General features: G+C 39.3%; 17 protein-coding genes. 7 read left to right on the forward strand and 10 right to left on the reverse strand.

Going from position 1 to position 16,575, the window contains the following annotated elements; translation table 11 throughout:
• Positions 1–78 precede the first annotated feature (78 nt).
• Positions 79–957, forward strand: a complete 879-nt coding sequence (locus CXF76_RS07355) for a LysR family transcriptional regulator (protein ID WP_101163351.1) — start codon at positions 79–81, stop codon at positions 955–957.
• Between the two features lie 99 nt (positions 958–1,056).
• Here the strand turns inward: CXF76_RS07355 and CXF76_RS07360 are convergent, their stop codons facing one another.
• The 6 genes from CXF76_RS07360 to CXF76_RS07390 all read right to left on the reverse strand — a co-directional run bounded on the left by CXF76_RS07360 (position 1,057) and on the right by CXF76_RS07390 (position 7,286).
• Complete coding sequence (locus tag CXF76_RS07360; RefSeq protein WP_101163352.1) at positions 1,057–1,509, reverse strand: GNAT family N-acetyltransferase; 453 nt, start codon at positions 1,507–1,509, stop codon at positions 1,057–1,059.
• Between the two features lie 102 nt (positions 1,510–1,611).
• Positions 1,612–2,514, reverse strand: a complete 903-nt coding sequence (locus tag CXF76_RS07365; RefSeq protein WP_101163353.1) for a hypothetical protein — start codon at positions 2,512–2,514, stop codon at positions 1,612–1,614.
• Positions 2,511–3,206: a hypothetical protein gene (locus CXF76_RS07370; protein WP_058550508.1), complete on the reverse strand. Its 696-nt coding sequence runs from the start codon at positions 3,204–3,206 to the stop codon at positions 2,511–2,513. Before CXF76_RS07370 ends, CXF76_RS07365 begins: the two co-directional genes overlap by 4 nt.
• A gap of 451 nt (positions 3,207–3,657) precedes the next feature.
• Positions 3,658–4,116, reverse strand: a complete 459-nt coding sequence (locus CXF76_RS07380; RefSeq protein ID WP_101163354.1) for a TlpA family protein disulfide reductase — start codon at positions 4,114–4,116, stop codon at positions 3,658–3,660.
• Positions 4,117–4,211: 95 nt separating this feature from the next.
• A complete protein-coding gene (locus CXF76_RS07385; protein WP_101163355.1) occupies positions 4,212–6,179 on the reverse strand; it encodes a hypothetical protein in 1,968 nt (655 codons plus the stop codon).
• A gap of 180 nt (positions 6,180–6,359) precedes the next feature.
• The gene (locus CXF76_RS07390) at positions 6,360–7,286 is read right to left on the reverse strand and encodes a LysR family transcriptional regulator (RefSeq protein WP_101163356.1); all 927 of its coding nucleotides are present in this window, start codon (positions 7,284–7,286) and stop codon (positions 6,360–6,362) included.
• A gap of 174 nt (positions 7,287–7,460) precedes the next feature.
• Between CXF76_RS07390 and CXF76_RS07395 the strand changes: the two genes are divergently transcribed.
• Together CXF76_RS07395 and CXF76_RS07400 are read left to right on the forward strand one after the other, a co-directional pair.
• Positions 7,461–8,138: a glutathione S-transferase family protein gene (locus CXF76_RS07395; RefSeq protein ID WP_101163357.1), complete on the forward strand. Its 678-nt coding sequence runs from the start codon at positions 7,461–7,463 to the stop codon at positions 8,136–8,138.
• Between the two features lie 106 nt (positions 8,139–8,244).
• Positions 8,245–9,372: a zinc-binding dehydrogenase gene (locus CXF76_RS07400; protein ID WP_007583457.1), complete on the forward strand. Its 1,128-nt coding sequence runs from the start codon at positions 8,245–8,247 to the stop codon at positions 9,370–9,372.
• 209 nt (positions 9,373–9,581) lie between these two features.
• On the opposite strand, the gene CXF76_RS07405 is transcribed toward CXF76_RS07400, so the two are convergent.
• Genes CXF76_RS07405 through CXF76_RS07415 form a run of 3 tightly spaced genes read right to left on the reverse strand, consistent with a single transcriptional unit; the run spans position 9,582 to position 11,765 of the window.
• Positions 9,582–10,448 (reverse strand): hypothetical protein, encoded by an 867-nt coding sequence (locus tag CXF76_RS07405; RefSeq protein WP_024591166.1) that lies wholly within the window; start codon positions 10,446–10,448, stop codon positions 9,582–9,584.
• Entirely contained in the window at positions 10,441–11,136 is a 696-nt protein-coding gene (locus CXF76_RS07410) for a hypothetical protein (protein ID WP_024591165.1), read from the reverse strand. Before CXF76_RS07410 ends, CXF76_RS07405 begins: the two co-directional genes overlap by 8 nt.
• Positions 11,133–11,765, reverse strand: a complete 633-nt coding sequence (locus CXF76_RS07415; RefSeq protein ID WP_024591164.1) for a hypothetical protein — start codon at positions 11,763–11,765, stop codon at positions 11,133–11,135. The genes CXF76_RS07410 and CXF76_RS07415 overlap by 4 nt, the downstream gene beginning before the upstream one ends.
• A 510-nt stretch (positions 11,766–12,275) precedes the next feature.
• Here CXF76_RS07415 and CXF76_RS07420 point away from each other — a divergent pair.
• Positions 12,276–12,761 (forward strand): hypothetical protein, encoded by a 486-nt coding sequence (locus CXF76_RS07420; RefSeq protein WP_010554987.1) that lies wholly within the window; start codon positions 12,276–12,278, stop codon positions 12,759–12,761.
• Between the two features lie 37 nt (positions 12,762–12,798).
• Here the strand turns inward: CXF76_RS07420 and CXF76_RS07425 are convergent, their stop codons facing one another.
• Entirely contained in the window at positions 12,799–14,004 is a 1,206-nt protein-coding gene (locus tag CXF76_RS07425; protein WP_101163358.1) for an anhydro-N-acetylmuramic acid kinase, read from the reverse strand.
• A 149-nt stretch (positions 14,005–14,153) separates the two neighbouring features.
• Between CXF76_RS07425 and CXF76_RS07430 the strand changes: the two genes are divergently transcribed.
• The 3 genes from CXF76_RS07430 to CXF76_RS07440 all read left to right on the forward strand — a co-directional run bounded on the left by CXF76_RS07430 (position 14,154) and on the right by CXF76_RS07440 (position 16,532).
• The gene (locus tag CXF76_RS07430; RefSeq protein WP_101163359.1) at positions 14,154–14,654 is read left to right on the forward strand and encodes a GNAT family N-acetyltransferase; all 501 of its coding nucleotides are present in this window, start codon (positions 14,154–14,156) and stop codon (positions 14,652–14,654) included.
• 181 nt (positions 14,655–14,835) lie between these two features.
• Positions 14,836–15,864: an NADP-dependent oxidoreductase gene (locus tag CXF76_RS07435; protein WP_101163360.1), complete on the forward strand. Its 1,029-nt coding sequence runs from the start codon at positions 14,836–14,838 to the stop codon at positions 15,862–15,864.
• A 50-nt stretch (positions 15,865–15,914) separates the two neighbouring features.
• Positions 15,915–16,532: a glutathione S-transferase family protein gene (locus CXF76_RS07440; RefSeq protein WP_010554991.1), complete on the forward strand. Its 618-nt coding sequence runs from the start codon at positions 15,915–15,917 to the stop codon at positions 16,530–16,532.
• The last annotated feature ends 43 nt before the right edge of the window (positions 16,533–16,575 follow it).

Consider the following 16,575-nt stretch of genomic DNA (forward strand, 5'->3'; position numbering starts at 1 on the left):
TAAGAAAGCGCAAAATATAACTCCAATACATTAAAATCATGATTCGATAACTTAAGGTTATGTGATTTGAGAGGCACAATGAACTTGCATGCACTACGAGTGTTTTATACGGTAGCAAAGCTTGGTAGTTTTTCAGGCGCAGCTGAAGCGCTTTTTATAAGCCAACCTGCTGTATCTAAAGCTTTAAAAGAGCTTGAGTATCAGCTAAATATTCAACTTATAGAGCGTGCATCTAAGGGTAAGAAACTCACCTTAAGTGAAGGCGGACAAGCACTTTTTGAACATGCTCGTAGTATTTTTGCTATTGAAAAGGCAGCCATTGAAGATATTAAATCACGCACAGGGCTTAAGCGCGGCACACTCGTTATAGGCACCAGTACAACCATTGCCAGCTATTGGCTACCGCCCTATTTAGCCAATTTTTGCGCACAATACCCCCATATAAAAGTAGAAGTACAAGTTGCTAATACCGCGCAAATTGAGCACGCCCTACTTGAATGCACTATAGATTTAGCATTGGTTGAAGGCACACCTACCGAGCCGCATATCATAAGTAAACACTGGCAAAACGATTTAATGAGTGTTGTTATACCGAGTAACTTAAAACCCGCTAAAAACTTAAAAGCATGGTTAAACAATCAATTTTGGCTACTGCGCGAACCTGGCTCGGGTACTTTAGAAATGTCGGTTAAGTTATTAGCAGAGCATGGCGTACAAGCAGAGCAAAGTATGCAATTAGGCAGCAACGAAGCCATAGCAAGGGCCGTCGCTCAAGGTATGGGGGTCGCTTTATTGCCAAATGTAGTTACTGAGGATTTAGTGCAGCTAGGTAAATTAACACGCCTGAGCCAAAAAAATAACGAACAACTCTCTCGGCCACTTTATCAATTGCATTATAAAGACAGACCGTCTTCACATGCTGCGCAAGCATTCGAAAAAAGCCTGTTTAGTGAATAGTGATTATGTGAGTAAAATTAGAATTGAGCTGAAAGTAGCCTATGTACAAATAGTAAGCGTTGATAAATCGTGGTGAATTAATTTAATATTTACACTCTATTATTTTGTTGTTTGTTTTGCCCCATTAAGCTTTATCTCCATAGGTTGATAGACTAAACCCGCTGATTCTTTCGCCTCGCCCTTGCACTCAAACCCATACTTCTCGTAAGCAGGTATTGAAGACAGAGACGCACTCACAGTGACAGTGTCAACCTTTGCATGCTTTAGGGCTGATGAAAGCAGATTTCTGCCAATGCCTTTTTTCTGACGATCAGGGCTAATAAAAAGCATGGCAATATGACGACCTTCCTTTAGCTCAATTATGCCCTCAATTTTCTTATCGTTTTCGGAAACTAACATTAAGTTGTCGCCTTTCATTCTACCAAGAAAAGCATTGTTCGCAGCAATATTCGCAAAGGTTTCCTTCCCCTCCTCTGACAAAGTGTCTGCAATAGAGTGAGAAAACGAAGCACAACAAATTGCACTTACAGCTTCAATATCCTTCACATCCATTTTCCTAACAATCACCGAAACCTCCCAAAAAACTTAACAGCCGCATTTTCGGCTGGTTTGGAGCATAGCGGAAAAGCAGTTCTTCAACATGCGATTGTAAAATCAATATGGCCTCTCTACTTTGTCAAATGCTTTTAATAGTTCTGTCTCAAATTCATTATTAACATAGTCTATCTGAAAACCCGCCTCGCATAGAACCTTATTTAGATTCGATACATTGATATCTTTTTCCGAGATGTTCAAATTAATCTTCTTACATTGCTGCTTGGCGACATTAAACTCTTCTTTATAAGAAGAGTAAAAGAATGTATTTTTAGGAAAATAAAGAGCGGGATCACCTTGATATGGCTTAGTCATCATCAATGCGTTATCGGAAATATCATACCTGGATATTGAAACCCTATCTGTTACATATAGACCGATTTCGATAAATGGTGATTTATTGATTTCTAGGCAACACAAAAAAGTTGTAAGCAGTTCAATTCTTACATCTGTTGCTGTCTGTATTTTTCTACCTTTGTTTCTTTCGCCATGCCCGAATGAAGCGTAGAGATCACAAGCACTTGCATCATCAGGGTCGATTATTATCAAATCAATATACTTAGTAACTCTTAAATCTTTGGCCTGCTCTAGAATTTTGGGGAATGTAACAGCTCTGTTCCACCTAGCCGTATGACCATAGTACGAAAAGCGTTCTGTTCTATTGAGCATGGAATTAAGAGAATCTTTAATATCATGCGAGGAAATTACATTCACATCACTACTATCTAGTCCACTGGGTGTCAAAAACCATATAAATCCTGAAGCAATCAAGCTTGAACCAAGTAACGCTATTAAATTATTTATAAATGAAGGAATCGCACCATCATATTGTCCTCCAAAGTAAATAAATGCCTCCGGTAACAAGTAATAATTAGCAACAATCATGAATACTAAAAACACTGCTAGACCAATAAAGTAAGCTCTTAATTTTGCGGGACTTTTTATTATATCTTTAACGATCAAAACAGCCTCCGATCTAGAAATGAGGATAATTTATCTTGTAAGAAAGCACTCTCGACAGGGGAGTTTTTAAATATAGAGCTACACATCATATTCCTATTTGTAATCACATTTGCACTTAACCCGACTGACTCACCAGTTATGACTATTGATTCTGCAGGTTGGGAGTTTTCTTTTCTTACACTATGGTATTGTGTCTGAGGAAATTGAAAAATATCACCTTCTTGAAAGCTTATTTTATCTACCTGATTCAAAATAACCTTATCAAGATTGTGGAACGAATGTCCTGAGTAATCTTCCAAATACCGGCACTCAAATAAATTAAGACTTTCACAGCTTCCCAAAGCTTGATTGAAGGTATAAATTGGCCACTCATATGAACCATTCAAAAGTAACCCCGTCATATCCCAAGGATGATTATGAACGTCAGGTGCTTGAAAAGACTCTTCTGGCCAAATGTGAAATCTAACTGAGTATTGAGGTCGCTTTTCTATTAAAACAACCTTTAAAAACCCGTTGTTGTGATAATAGGATCTGCTTGCTACTTCGTTAAGCTCTCTTTCATTACCTAATAAGCTTTCAATAACTTTTGACAATAATCCAGCATTTAACAATCGAAGAAAGTCTGTTCTGCTTTCTTCGTTATTTATCGAGAGCTTTTCAGATGCTAGAGCTTCAAACTCAATCAGCGTCATAGAATTCCTTTAAAATTTAACGCCGCATAAGGGGCTAAAATGTTGAATGAAGTCACAACAGCATAGTTCGTTCTAGTGCGTTTGTTATGTGTAAGTTACCAAAAAAATTAAGAAAAATACCTTGATGCTACATCAATGCCGATAAGTAAAATAATTAATAAAACCCAATACCTTTTTGAACCATCTAAATTTTCACCGCAGACTGGGCAAGATGATGATGCGTTGGAGTCCCGTTAATATTTGTCGTTTTAACAATTGGGGAGGTAATTCCTGATTTACACTTTTTGCACTTCATAAATATCCATATTAATTATAAATAAAATCGAGGGTTGATGCTCACATAACGCTTACCTAATTGACGTTAAATGACTGGCTATAATTAGCAGCAAATCACAGAAAACCAAACTTTATACATCCTTTTAATTGAATTGCCATAACAGAAGAATAGACCTTACAAACCCTGCGCTAAGTCTTGTGCTAACGTACCCGTTGGTTTTTCAACTACACGCACTAACTCTTTACCATCGTCTTTTACTATAAACGTTGGCGTGTATTGCAAGTCGTGAGCCTGTGCAATGCCTGCATCGTCTTGCTTGTTGTAACCCACGGCCACATATTCAATGCTTGCAAGTTGTACCTTTGATGCATCAATTAACTTAATCAGCTTTGGCACTTCGCGCTCGCTGTCGTGGCACCATGTTCCAAATAATACAATAAGCTCTTTGCCTTCTAGCTTTTGCATTAGGGCAATGTCTTGTGCTGTAGGCGTAAACGCTTTGTATTGTTCGTTAAACTTGTCGTAGTCGCTTAGCAGTGCTTGCGTACTTATCTCGCCCGAAAATGGCGCTGTAGCAGCGCAGCTTACAAGCGGCATGCTTAAAGCACACAGTAAAATTAATTGTTTAAACATAAGGTTGCTCTTAATTTAGGTATTAATTTAGGTATTAATTTAGGTATTAAACGACTATACCCAATATTGAGCGTGGAGTGAATAATTCTCAGGCGTTACTTTTTATCCATAAAAAAGTTTACTTGCGATAAGTTAGTTAAATATTCTCGCCTTACGTCTTTATTCTCAGCTAGCTTGTCTAAGTCACCAATTAAGGTAACTAGTTTATTATGAGAATGGCTGCTTGTTTTTTTAAACTCATCTTGTTTTTCATCGCTCTCAACACGCTCTTTTTTATTCATGTTGTAGCTGTTTTCGTTTTCTTCAAGCCAAATATCATCAATTAAGCGAATGTCACTTTTGCTAATGGTTTGCTCTTGCATCGCCATTTGCAGTTCGTATTGATTAGTTTGCGGATTAAACTCAAACATTTTTGTATCAACATCAACCTCGTGAGACTGTTCAAGCCCCACAAGCTCTTTATTTTTAACGGCGGTGTTTACGTTATAACTCTCTTCTTTGTCGTAATAATCAGGGCGACTGTATTGGTAATCAAAGTGGCTACTTACATTTTTACTTTGCGTTACACCGCTAAGATCCCCTAATTGGGCTTGTTCAGTCGCTTGGTTTAGCTCAATTGTACTTTTAGGTTGATAATCGCCGTTATCAAGCGCATAAGAAAATGTAGCATCAAAATCAGCGAGCTTAGAAATACCCGCTCCTAATGTATTTGGCGCCTTATTACCAAGCCCTTGGTAACGGGCATCGTTTGTAATCATGTTATCAACCAAATCGGCAACCATGGCGCGCCCGTCATTAAAGTGCTGTTCTGCAAGTGACTCCAAATTGCTATAACGCTCAGCAGCCGCCGACATACTCGTAAAAGCACCTTTAAACAATGCAAAACCTTGCTGCATTGCCTCATCGCCTTTGCGCCCAAATGCCGACTCTTTATCGTCCTGGGTGCTGTTTACTCGGCTATCTTCTAGGCTTTGATCTAGCGACGCTAAATATTGCTGCATTTGCTGCGTGTCTTTAGCGCCAATGGTTGACATATCGAGTGCAAAATCAATGTCGTTTTGCCCACCTACTGCTTTAAACACAAGTGCTTGCTGGTTTGATGCTTCATCAATGGAGTAACTTAAATCAAGCGTATTCTCTGCAGTATCAAGCGCATCATTTTGCGTTGTTGAAAACGACACATTAAAACCGGCTAACTGTTCACTATTAAAGCCAGCTAAAAAATCTAAGCTCATGTCTGTTTGATTTGGGACTATAAGAGGATTAAATGAATTTTCACTCACTTTAAAAAATTCATCGGCCATTTCACCAACACCCGCCATAACCTGCGTTAAAGCGCCATGTTCAGCCTCTGATAAATTGCCATTAACTTCGTAACTTATGCCAAAGCCATCTATCGCTTCACCTGTTTCTTCGTCATAACCTTGCGATGAGTTAAAGGTAATGTTTATAACATCGCCTTCTTTAGTTTTTACCGAGAGCTCAAACAGGTAGTTATCGTCATCCTCGTATTTTGCGCGATTAAGGCTTTCCATATAAGGATTAAGCGAGCGCTCTACACGTTGCTGGCTTGAGGCTAAAAACGTTTTTTGCTCATGCCCAAGCTGACCTAAACTCGATAAAATATCGCTGGTATTAGCATAAGCACCCTGAATATTTTTAACTGATGTATTTAATCGCTCAATTAATTGGGTGCTGTTTTCGTTTTTTAATAACCCCTCATGCTGAGAGCTTATTATGGTGCGCAGGGCGAGTTCTTCATCGGAGAGTTTATAGTTAAGCGTGCTCGGCGTGCTTGAAATTGTAAATAACGAGGTAAGTTGCTGCTGTAACACGTCCCCTGCTTTTTGATTACTGGCTAGTGCTTCGTCAATAGTTTCGTTATTTAGCTGGCTTAATAACTCATCGGATATTTTGGGGGCGTTAGTTTGTAAATCATTAATAGCTTGAAGGTCGCTACCGGTTAGTAGCGAAGGACTCACAGAGGTTTGGTTAGCGTTATTAACTGATCGAGCAAGTAAAGTGCTTAAATTAGACTGGCTGCCAAGTGCATTATTAACCATGATTATCCTTAATCGCTAAACCCTATTAAGTAATTTATCGGTCGCAGCATTAAAAGCTTTAGCTTAAGGAGACGTTTTTTACCTATTATTTATACAAACAACCCATTAATAAATTAAATAAGCATAAATCTAAATCGAATAAGCGTAGGTCGGATAAGCGCAGCGCCATCCGACAATTCACTATTCTGTTCGCTTAACACTTTCATCTGTTTCTTTTATTCTTTGTACTAAAAAGTCGACCGCCGCTTTTACCTTTGGTATTAAATAGCGCTGCTTTTGATACAACAAATAAACCGCCATAGTCGCATTTTGGCTTATCGCTAATTCATGCTCAAACTTAAGCTCTTGCAACTGGCCAGACTCAAGGTATGAGTCGAGCGCCCACCGAGTTGACATTAAAATGCCCTCACCATTACATGCTTTTTTAGCTAGCCACGATCCGTTATTTGAAATAGCGACCGCAGGCCCAGAAACGTCGTGCCATTGCTCATCCACTTTACATAACCAAGGCGTTGGTCCCGCTGGCGTTTTAAAATAAAGGCCACTGTGGCCCATTAATTCCATAACATTAGTGGGCACACCGTATTTTTGTAAATAGCAGGGTGACGCAACAGGAATAAAGCCGTTATCCATCAGTTTTATTGCCAACACGCGCTCATTTGGCGCATAGCCACCGCGAATAGCAATATCAACATCGTCACGCCCGAGTGTCGACAGCTCATCACTTAAGCTAACATCTAATATAATTTCGGGGTATAGCGCGCTAAATTCATCAAGCAGAGGCAGTAATATTTTGTCACCAAAACTCACCATTGAACTTATACATAATCGCCCCATTGGTGTTGTTTGATAACTGCGCACAGCTTCGTGGCTTTGCTCTAGCTGATTTAATATTTGCTGAACATCGTTATAGTAAATTTGCCCAACTTCGGTCAATTTAACTATGCGGGTCGAACGCTTTAAAAGCGTCGCCCCTAGGCTTTTTTCTAAATCAGCAACTCGCCGTGACAACGACGAAGGCGGCACATCAAATGCTTTTGCGGCTTTGGTAAAACTGCCCGTTTCAACCACCTTAATAAAATACCGTATGGCTTTTAGTTGATCCAAGTCGCTTCTCCATTCAATAAAACTCTTTATTGTCTTAAAGACAAAAGTGATTCGCATTTTCCCCTATATATAAGTAAATTAAAACAAGTAATAATGTACTCAACCTAAAGACAGGGACTTAAATTGCATTTTTTGACAATTAAACACCTTCACTTAATGATGGAAAGCTGACTTATGATTACTTTGCACGGTTTTGCTGCTAGCAACTATTACAACCTAGTTAAACATGTACTTTTACACAAACAACTGCCATTTAAAGAACACCTTGTTTACGGCGGTAGTGAAGAGTTACTAGCAATAAGCCCTGCAGGCAAAGTGCCTGCAATCACAACAGCTAACGGCCTTAATATTTCTGAGTCGAGTGTTATTTGCGACTTTATAGAAGAGTCGTACCCACAAACCCCGCTATATCCTAAAGATGCAGGTGAGCGCGCAGTTGTACGTCAAATTATGAAAATGGCAGAGCTTTATTTTGAACTGCCAAGCAGACGGTTCATCCCTTATGTATTTTCAGGCGCTGAAGTACCTGAAACAACTAAAGCCGAAGTACGCCAAGTATTAACTCGTGGTGTAACCGCTTTGAGTAGCGTGTGTAAGTTTTCACCTTGGATTGCAGGCGAGCAATTTACAATGGCAGACATTTACGTTTATTACGTAAACACCATTGTTAGCGCCTTTGGCTCAAGCCAGCTTGATTGGGATGTACTTGCACAAGTACCCGGCATGAAAGAGTGGAACGAATCAATGAGCCAATTAGCCATTGCCCAAAGCATAGAGGCCGATCGCCAATCAAATATGGCTGAATTTATGCAAAAAGTGAAAGCGCAAATTCAAGCAGCAAACACTAAATAACGCGTAGCTATAAAAGTATCTATTCTAAATTTTAATTACTAACACAGTATCGCCAATACAATAATGTTATTGGCTTAACAAATTTAATTCTTTGCAGGAGACACCTATGACAGATAAAAATATCCAACTTACTTCAACTATCAGCGAAGACAATAAACTAACACTTGCCTTAAAAAACATCGAGATGCCAAAGCCAAATGCCGATGAAGTAGTTATTCGCATTGAAGCTGCACCATTAAATCCATCAGACTTAGGCGTTTTATTCAGCGCAGCTGATATGTCTACGGCAAAACAATCGGGGACTGATGAAGACCCAGTAATTACTGCCGATGTTCCAGCTCAATTTATGCCATCACTTAAAACCCGTGTTGGAAAAGCAACACCTGTAGGTAATGAAGGCGCAGGCACCGTAGTAGCAGCAGGCTCATCACCAGCTGCACAAGCATTAATGGGTAAAACCGTTGCAGTAATTGGCGGCGGTACGTATCGTCAATTTATATGTGCCAATGTACAAAGTTGCCTAGAGCTAAAAGAAGGGACTACCGCTAAAGAAGGTGCATCATCTTTTGTTAACCCACTTACCGCACTAGCAATGGTAGAAACCATGCGCGCTGAAGGCCATAAAGCTATTATTCACGCCGCAGCGGCTTCTAACCTTGGCCAAATGCTAAACCGTATTTGTATTGCCGATGGCGTTGATTTAATTAATATTGTTCGCAAACCAGAACAAGAAAAATTACTGCGCGATATGGGTGCAAAATATATTGTTAACTCAAGCAGCGACACTTTTCTTGCTGACCTAACAGCTGCAATAATCGAAACCGGTGCAACTATAGCGTTCGACCCTATTGGTGGCGGCCAACTAACAAGTGACATTCTTAACTGTATGGAAGTTGCAGCTGCGCGCGATATGAAAGAGCACACAATTTACGGCTCTGATACATTTAAACAAGTGTACATTTATGGCGCACTAGACCGCGGCCCTATTACATTAAACCGTAACTTTGGCTTTGCTTGGGCTGTAAACGGGTTCTTGTTATTTAATGCCTTAGGTAAATTAGGCACAGATACCGTAATGAAAATGCGCAAACGCGTTGCTGATGAAATCACCACTACATTTGCGAGCAACTACACGCACGAAGTGTCATTAGCTGAGGTATTACATTTACAATCAATCGCGGCTTATTCTAAACAAGCAACAGGCGAAAAGTACTTAATTAAACCTCAAGCTTAATTAAATATTCTTCGTTAAAAATATAAAAGCAGATGCTAATTAGGTATCTGCTTTTTATTTGGTCGTTGTAAAAGCTAGCTCGGAGTATTTACTTTAGCAAATCAATTACATTCGTGGATTTCTATGACTTTTTAGTAAATAGCACTTATTAAATTGGCTAATCGCTAATGTTCATTCTTATTCTCTGTTTTGTAGACATCCCTAATAAATTAAAGACTTCTGCTGTTAATAATCAGTAGGTTTTCATTTATCGGTGTTGCTATTTTTTTTGGTGATGACTTTAATCCAAACGTTAAACTACATTCAAATTTGAGTTCTATCTCTTGTTCTAGAGCTGACCAGGTAATAAGTAATACCGAAGTATCATCAACTAAGTCTCTATCAGCCAAACATACATCAGGTTCATTGATGAAGCTTTGCTGCTGCGCCTCATCTAACTCCATCCAAAAGCCATCTGTTGCTAAAGCAAAAATATTATCAATTGAAAAGTCTAATTCAAACGTTTCAGGTTCAAATTTACGCCTTAAGTTTAAACTCTTAGTTAATATATGGCGTTCAGGAACTGAGCTTATCGAACTTTCAAAATCGTTACCCAATGGGTTCGCCCCAGTATGAACAGGTGATAACCATTGAATACTTTTATTGTTGAATAAACCTAACCGACAATCACCTGCACAGAAGCCATAAATTTTATTGGAGCTACCATTACGGTACAGTGATAAAAAGCTGGCAATACCTATTTTCAATTCTTTTTTAGTTGCGCTGAAAGCCTGTTGGATAATTTGATTACGCTTCTCTGCGTCTTCAAAATAATCCTCTAATTGAGGTTTATCTTGTGCTATTTTTTCTGAAAAAAGCTTAACACTGTTTATAAGTAAGCCTTGGAGGCAAGCATAGAAATGTTCGCTAAACCTTTTAGCTAGGTTTGTTGTAGCGATTGATGAGGTAGATATATCAATTACAAATACCCAAGTACCGAAGTCAGTATTTATTATCGAAAAATAATCTTTGTTTTCTGCTCGTTCGAATCCTTGTTGAGTCCGGTGTATCAGTTTTAGTGAAGAAGGGTCAGCCATACACAATACAGCCTTCGATACGCTCAAAGATCAACTGCTCTCTGTCTAAACTATTCCTAGCAGTTCCCTGAACTGCATACTCAAAATTACCATCTTCCATTAAACTATTAAGCTGTTCGCTAATATAATTTTTCAAGTCTTCTGAGGCTGATAAAATATCATTAACTATTGATGCTCTACCATCGAAAATATTAAGTAAATCTTCAATATCATGACTTGAAAGAGCATCACCCTTCCCTCTTCCTAAATAGGCTTCGAGCTTTGTGGCTACAAAATATTCTGGCGTTATTAATTTAATGGTTAATGCATCATTCAGCACGTAGTCTTCGGCGGTTGCTACTGCGTCTTTATACCATATGTTAGTAAAACCAAGCGCTTTCTCATCAACTGGCATAAAATCAACTTTAAGGTTATCAAGTATCATGCGGCACATAACATCCTCGCCCATGTCAATAGAAAACCCTTTCACTTTAAGTTGTTCCTGCAAATCAGTCCAAGCTGCATACCCCATGATATCAACAATCAAATCAACATCGTCGGTATACCTTATTTGCTCTTTAGTAAACTCATCAGTGACCAATAGCCCTGTGGTGCAACCCCCAACAAATACCATTGATCTTATTAAGTCATCTCCAAGTGCAGTAGCAACTTTTATTAACATCTCTTTTTGAAGGTTGATTGTATTCATTTGGCTACCTTAAATATGCTATTGAGCATTTCTAGTGCTAAATTTCGTTCTCGTGGATGGCCTATTCTTATCGCATCAACTAACGCTAGCATCGCGTACAACTGGGCATCTTGCTGTACTGCTAAAAATACTTTAGGGTGTAATGGCTCAATTAACATGCCTTTAGTATTACCCCTTGGATTTGACCATACAGGCTGAAGCTCTCCAGACGTCATTAACTTACCTCTGAGAACAGGGGCAGCTATCGACGTAGCGATCCCTCTGCCAATCACCCCCTCTTTTGCAGGAAAAACGTATCGAATACCATAGGCAATAAACTCCAACAAAGCCTTAGTATTTGTTTTAGGTACTTGAAGTTTGCGATCTACTTTTGCAAGTCCTACGGAATACATCCGATTAAGGCTAAGACTAATCTGAGATTTACTTATCCCAGTTAAACCTTCTAAGTTTCTTAAGGAAAATCGGCTTTCAATTTGATCCATTTCGGTAAAAGTAGGTTTTAACCCCTTTTCATCCCAATCCTCCCAAGTACCATCCACTTGAATAATGTCCGAATCACCATCTTTCCCATCAAGCCCCACATGCAGCGAAATCAATTTTAGTAATAATAAAACATCTTGACTTTTCATCTACCCTCCAAGTAACGCGTCCCGAGTCCTAGGACTCGGGACAAGTATCTCTTTAGGTATTTAAATAGTCAACAGTAAAAATTGAATAAGTGTATATTTGCTAATTAAAATTTTCGTGCTCGATTCACTTACCTAATCTATCGCTATCGCCTCATTTTATATAAAGCTCTTTCTGAAGAATAATAAGGCAACAAAGGGGTAAACTTTAACTGGTATCGTAATCATTGATCGTTGGGTTATCGCTCATAGCTGCCGTAAATTAACTTGCGGGCTCAACTAAAGCTATTTGTACTTTTAAAAATAAATCATAAAGCATTTATATTATTTCTGGACGTGTGAGATTATCTTACAGAGGTTTGAACACGTAATTCCAGCCCTAGAACAAAAAGATCCTCTTTGATCAAACCACTCAATAATTGTACTAATTAATGCAATTAGTCATAAATCTGTAACCTTGATCCGCGATAATCTCTATCCGATAAATGAATAGACTCAAGAAGACTAAGTAAGATGAGTACACCCTTAGTGCAACTAACATTTGCACTGCAATCATTTGATGATTCTATGTCTGCGGCGATGAGCCACGCTATGGAATATGAAAAGCTATCGCTAAAAGCCAATGCTGCGCATAACATTACGCTGCAGTGTGTGTTGCCTGATGGCGCAAATGAGAGCGATGTTATTTCACTAAGTGCAACGCAGCCCAGTGCGCGTGGGGCGCAGTATTTTACTGAAAAAACGCTGAGCAATGCGGATCTTGAATCTGGTACTGTAAATCTTACTTTAAGTAACATTACACAAAGCCAGTGTTTTGTAGTGCAAATGATGCTGCACGGAAAAAACACGACCTTAAAAGAAAGCCAACAACTCGATGTGTACATTAAAGCATTTGAGCAAGGCTATATTCCTGAGCAAATAAAAACTGAACATACCAAGTCACAGGGCGTTCGTAGCTACTTTGCGAGTATGGGGTCTACGTTTTTATCGCTGTTTTAGTGCTAACTGCACCTAAATTACTCGATGCGACAAGTTATTAATCTGCAAAACTCACTTTACCCATAGTAACTCCCGCAATACCCTGCGCGGTATTACTTAGGTGTTGCTGCTCACCTGCTAAGCATTCGTTTGCTAAAATAGCAAATAACACAGCCTCTTTTGCATCAGGGTTAATACCTAAATCGTCGGTGTTTTTAAAAGCCTTAATACGTGGGCAAAGCACTGTAAGTTGCGCCATTAGTAACGGGTTATGAATACCGCCACCACTTGCATACACCACACAATTTTGTACGCGCTCTGCACACTCGTTTAATGCATTTGCTATAACGGTTGCAGTAAAGGTATTTAAGGTGGCCATTACATCTTCATGGCTTAAATGGTGAGTATTTGTAAGCTGCTGTGCGGCGTTTAAATACGCTAAGTTAAATACCTCAGGCCCTGTGGTTTTAGGCATTGGAAGTTTAAAAAATGCGTTATTACATAATGCATTCAATAATAGCGCATTTACCTTGCCTGCTTTTGCTATTTTTGCGCCATCGTCATAATGCATATCTTTAAAATGTTGCTGTACGTACGCATCCATAATGGTATTACCGGGGCCAATGTCTGAGCTAAACACACCGTTTGCATCGCCATTTTTGGGTAAAAACGTTAAGTTAGCTATGCCGCCCATATTTAGCAAAATCCGACTCTCAACAGCGCTCGAAAAATACAAATAATCGCCATACACAGCCAGTGGTGCGCCCTCGCCTCCTGCGGCTATGTGTTTTTGCCTAAAATCACCAATGGTAGTAATACCCGTTGTAACGGCTATTTGGTCGCTATCGCCAATTTGTAAGGTGCCATTAGTAAAGCTTTTGTGATTATGCTGCGACTGCGGGCAGTGGTAAATGGTTTGCCCGTGGCTGGCTATTACATCAATACTTGCTGGGTTTACCTGCCAAGTATGTAAGCACTGGTTAACCATATCGCCATGGAGTTTACCTACCCACGGGTGCAATAAAGTTACAAGCTCTAAATCGCATTCTCGCTTAGCAAATACCTGCTTTATTTTAGTTTTATAATCGTCGTTGTAATCAACAGTAGTAAAATTTAAAACCTCAATGTGTGTATTTAAGCCTGCGCCCGTTACTTTACACATTGCAACATCAAGCCCGTCCAACGAGGTACCGCTCATTAAACCAATAATTAAACGGCTTGGTTTTTGGGCGCTGTTATAAAGAGCTTTAATGTGAGGGTGCATAATGGCATCTAAAATAGGTGTAATATTTTGCTTATATTAGAGGACTTTAAAACAAAGTAATAGCCGTAAACCGTTTAATTTAGGTTCTGATTGTTTAACTCTTAAATGATTGCTAAGTTAGCGTGCATACTAAAAATTTATGGAAAAATATGATCACCCTCAGAGAATTCAAAACCCAAGACGCGCCTTTTATTATTAACACCTTAAATGATGAACAGGTGACTCGTTACTTATCGTCAAAAATTCCGTTTCCGTATACACAAGCAGATGCTGATTGGTGGATAAACCAAGGCTCAAAAAACGGCGTAATTGATGCAACGGTTAAGGCCATTGTTGTAAATGGGCAATTTGCGGGCTGTATTGGTATAACTCCCGGCGAATTTGAATACAGCCACAGTGGCGAAATTGGTTATTGGCTAAATAAAGCCTATTGGGGGCAAGGCATTATTACTCGCGCTATTGAACTTATATGCAATGAAGCGCTTGCAAGCTCACACATAAACAGAATTTTTGGCGCTGTGTTTGCTGGTAATACCGGCTCTATGAAAGCACTTATTAAAAGCGGCTTTGAGCAAGAGGCTGTGCTTAAACAGGCCATTTATAAAAACGGGGTGTTTTACAATAGCCATATTTTTAGCAAGCTAAAATAAACCATTTAGAATAAATACTCTGCAAAGGTTGAATTATCAACCACCCGCCCAAAACTCCTTTATTAAGGTACGCATTGTACATATCCATACTGCTTAGCCGCGCATTATTGTTTAGCTGAACACGATTTTTAAAGCGTAAACATTCGGTAAGTAGTTTATTTATATTAATAGGAGATCTTTTATGTCTACGACTAGTCGCCAACTTACTCTTGAATCACGCCCTAATGGCGCTCCAACAGATGAAAACTTTAAATTAAAAACGGTAGAGCTTCCTGCATTAAAAGACGGCGAAGTTTTACTACGCACTATTTACCTATCGCTAGACCCGTATATGCGTGGTCGTATGAGCGATGCTAAATCGTACGCTGACCCAGTTAATATTGGCGATGTAATGGTTGGCGCAACAGTGTGCCAAGTAGAAGAGTCTAAAAACGATAAATTTAGCGAAGGCGAGTGGGTCCTTGCCTACACAGGTTGGCAAGACTACGCCATTACCGATGGCGAAGGCTTAATGCAATTAGGTAAAGAGCCTGCAAACCCTTCATACGCATTAGGTATTATGGGTATGCCTGGCTTTACGGCTTACATGGGTTTACTTGATATTGGCCAGCCTAAAGAAGGCGAAACCGTAGTTGTTGCAGCAGCAACAGGCCCAGTAGGTGCAACGGTTGGTCAAATAGCTAAAATTAAAGGCTGTAAAGTAGTGGGTGTTGCTGGTGGTAGCGAAAAATGTGCACACGCAGTTGAAAAACTAGGGTTTGATGCCTGTATTGATCACAAAGCTGATGACTTTGCAGAGCAGTTAGAAAAAGCCTGCGATAAAGGCATTGATGTTTACTACGAAAATGTGGGCGGTAAAGTATTCGACGCCGTATTACCACTATTAAATACCGCAGCGCGCGTACCATTGTGTGGTTTAGTATCGCAATATAACGCAACTAGCTTGCCAGAAGGCCCAGACCGTTTAGGTATGCTAATGGGTCAATTGCTTACTAAGCGTATTAAAATGCAAGGCTTTATCATTTTTGATGATTACGGCGACCGTTATGGCGAGTTTGCACAAGACATGCAAAAATGGCTACAAGACGGAAAAATTCAATACCGAGAGCACATGGTAGAAGGCATCGAAAATACAGTAGGCGCGTTCAACGACATGATATGCGGTAAAAACTTTGGTAAAACTGTGGTTAAAATTAATAACCCACTTTAATTTTAAACGGCTTGTAAGGCCAAGTCCTTACAAGCCAAAAAAGGACTGAGATGATCAAACTACACCATTTAAATAAATCACGTTCTAAACGCGTAATTTGGCTTTTAGAAGAGCTAAATGTTGACTACGAAATTGTGGCTTATCAGCGCAACAAAGACACCTTCCTAGCTCCTGACGAATTAAAGCATATTCATCAACTTGGTAAGTCACCGGTAATTGAAGATGGCGGTTTAATTATTGCTGAATCAGGCGCTATTACCGATTACCTTATTACCAAATACGGTAACGGTAAATTTGCTCCAAAAGTAGATACCGCTGAATATGTTGACTACCAGCAATGGCTGCACTTTGCAGAAAGCTCAGCAATTTTACCGCTTTTACTTAAAATGTTTGTACTAAAAGACGGCGCTAAAACGCAGTTTTTAGAAGGCTATGCTGACGCTGAAACAGCTAAAGTAATTAGCTACTTTAACGACCGCCTTGAAGGTAAACGTTATTTAGTGGGCGATACCCTAACGGGCGCTGACTTTATGATGTCGTTTATTGTTGAAATAGTTAAAAACTCAGGTCAATTAGCGCACTTTAAAAACCTCGTTAAATACGACGAGCAATTACAAAGTCATGAGAAGTTTCATACAGCTAATGAGCTAGAAGCAAAGTACGACTAACTACTTTTATATAATATTTTTATATAACACTAAGGGGCATTTA

This window comes from Pseudoalteromonas sp. 78C3, assembly GCF_002836695.1.
GTDB classification, from domain to species: domain Bacteria; phylum Pseudomonadota; class Gammaproteobacteria; order Enterobacterales; family Alteromonadaceae; genus Pseudoalteromonas; species Pseudoalteromonas arctica.

What these genes read in the sequence shown, in the direction of transcription:
- CXF76_RS07395 (WP_101163357.1), top strand. Translation starts at nt 7,461, where the DNA reads ATGATTACTTTGCACGGTTTTGCTGCTAGCAACTATTACAACCTAGTT.
- CXF76_RS07400 (WP_007583457.1), top strand. Translation starts at nt 8,245, where the DNA reads ATGACAGATAAAAATATCCAACTTACTTCAACTATCAGCGAAGACAAT.
- CXF76_RS07415 (WP_024591164.1), bottom strand. Translation starts at nt 11,765, where the DNA reads ATGAAAAGTCAAGATGTTTTATTATTACTAAAATTGATTTCGCTGCAT.
- CXF76_RS07410 (WP_024591165.1), bottom strand. Translation starts at nt 11,136, where the DNA reads ATGAATACAATCAACCTTCAAAAAGAGATGTTAATAAAAGTTGCTACT.
- CXF76_RS07380 (WP_101163354.1), bottom strand. Translation starts at nt 4,116, where the DNA reads ATGTTTAAACAATTAATTTTACTGTGTGCTTTAAGCATGCCGCTTGTA.
- CXF76_RS07360 (WP_101163352.1), bottom strand. Translation starts at nt 1,509, where the DNA reads ATGGATGTGAAGGATATTGAAGCTGTAAGTGCAATTTGTTGTGCTTCG.
- CXF76_RS07440 (WP_010554991.1), top strand. Translation starts at nt 15,915, where the DNA reads ATGATCAAACTACACCATTTAAATAAATCACGTTCTAAACGCGTAATT.
- CXF76_RS07355 (WP_101163351.1), top strand. Translation starts at nt 79, where the DNA reads ATGAACTTGCATGCACTACGAGTGTTTTATACGGTAGCAAAGCTTGGT.
- CXF76_RS07405 (WP_024591166.1), bottom strand. Translation starts at nt 10,448, where the DNA reads ATGGCTGACCCTTCTTCACTAAAACTGATACACCGGACTCAACAAGGA.
- CXF76_RS07435 (WP_101163360.1), top strand. Translation starts at nt 14,836, where the DNA reads ATGTCTACGACTAGTCGCCAACTTACTCTTGAATCACGCCCTAATGGC.
- CXF76_RS07420 (WP_010554987.1), top strand. Translation starts at nt 12,276, where the DNA reads ATGAGTACACCCTTAGTGCAACTAACATTTGCACTGCAATCATTTGAT.
- CXF76_RS07370 (WP_058550508.1), bottom strand. Translation starts at nt 3,206, where the DNA reads ATGACGCTGATTGAGTTTGAAGCTCTAGCATCTGAAAAGCTCTCGATA.
- CXF76_RS07425 (WP_101163358.1), bottom strand. Translation starts at nt 14,004, where the DNA reads ATGCACCCTCACATTAAAGCTCTTTATAACAGCGCCCAAAAACCAAGC.
- CXF76_RS07430 (WP_101163359.1), top strand. Translation starts at nt 14,154, where the DNA reads ATGATCACCCTCAGAGAATTCAAAACCCAAGACGCGCCTTTTATTATT.
- CXF76_RS07385 (WP_101163355.1), bottom strand. Translation starts at nt 6,179, where the DNA reads ATGGTTAATAATGCACTTGGCAGCCAGTCTAATTTAAGCACTTTACTT.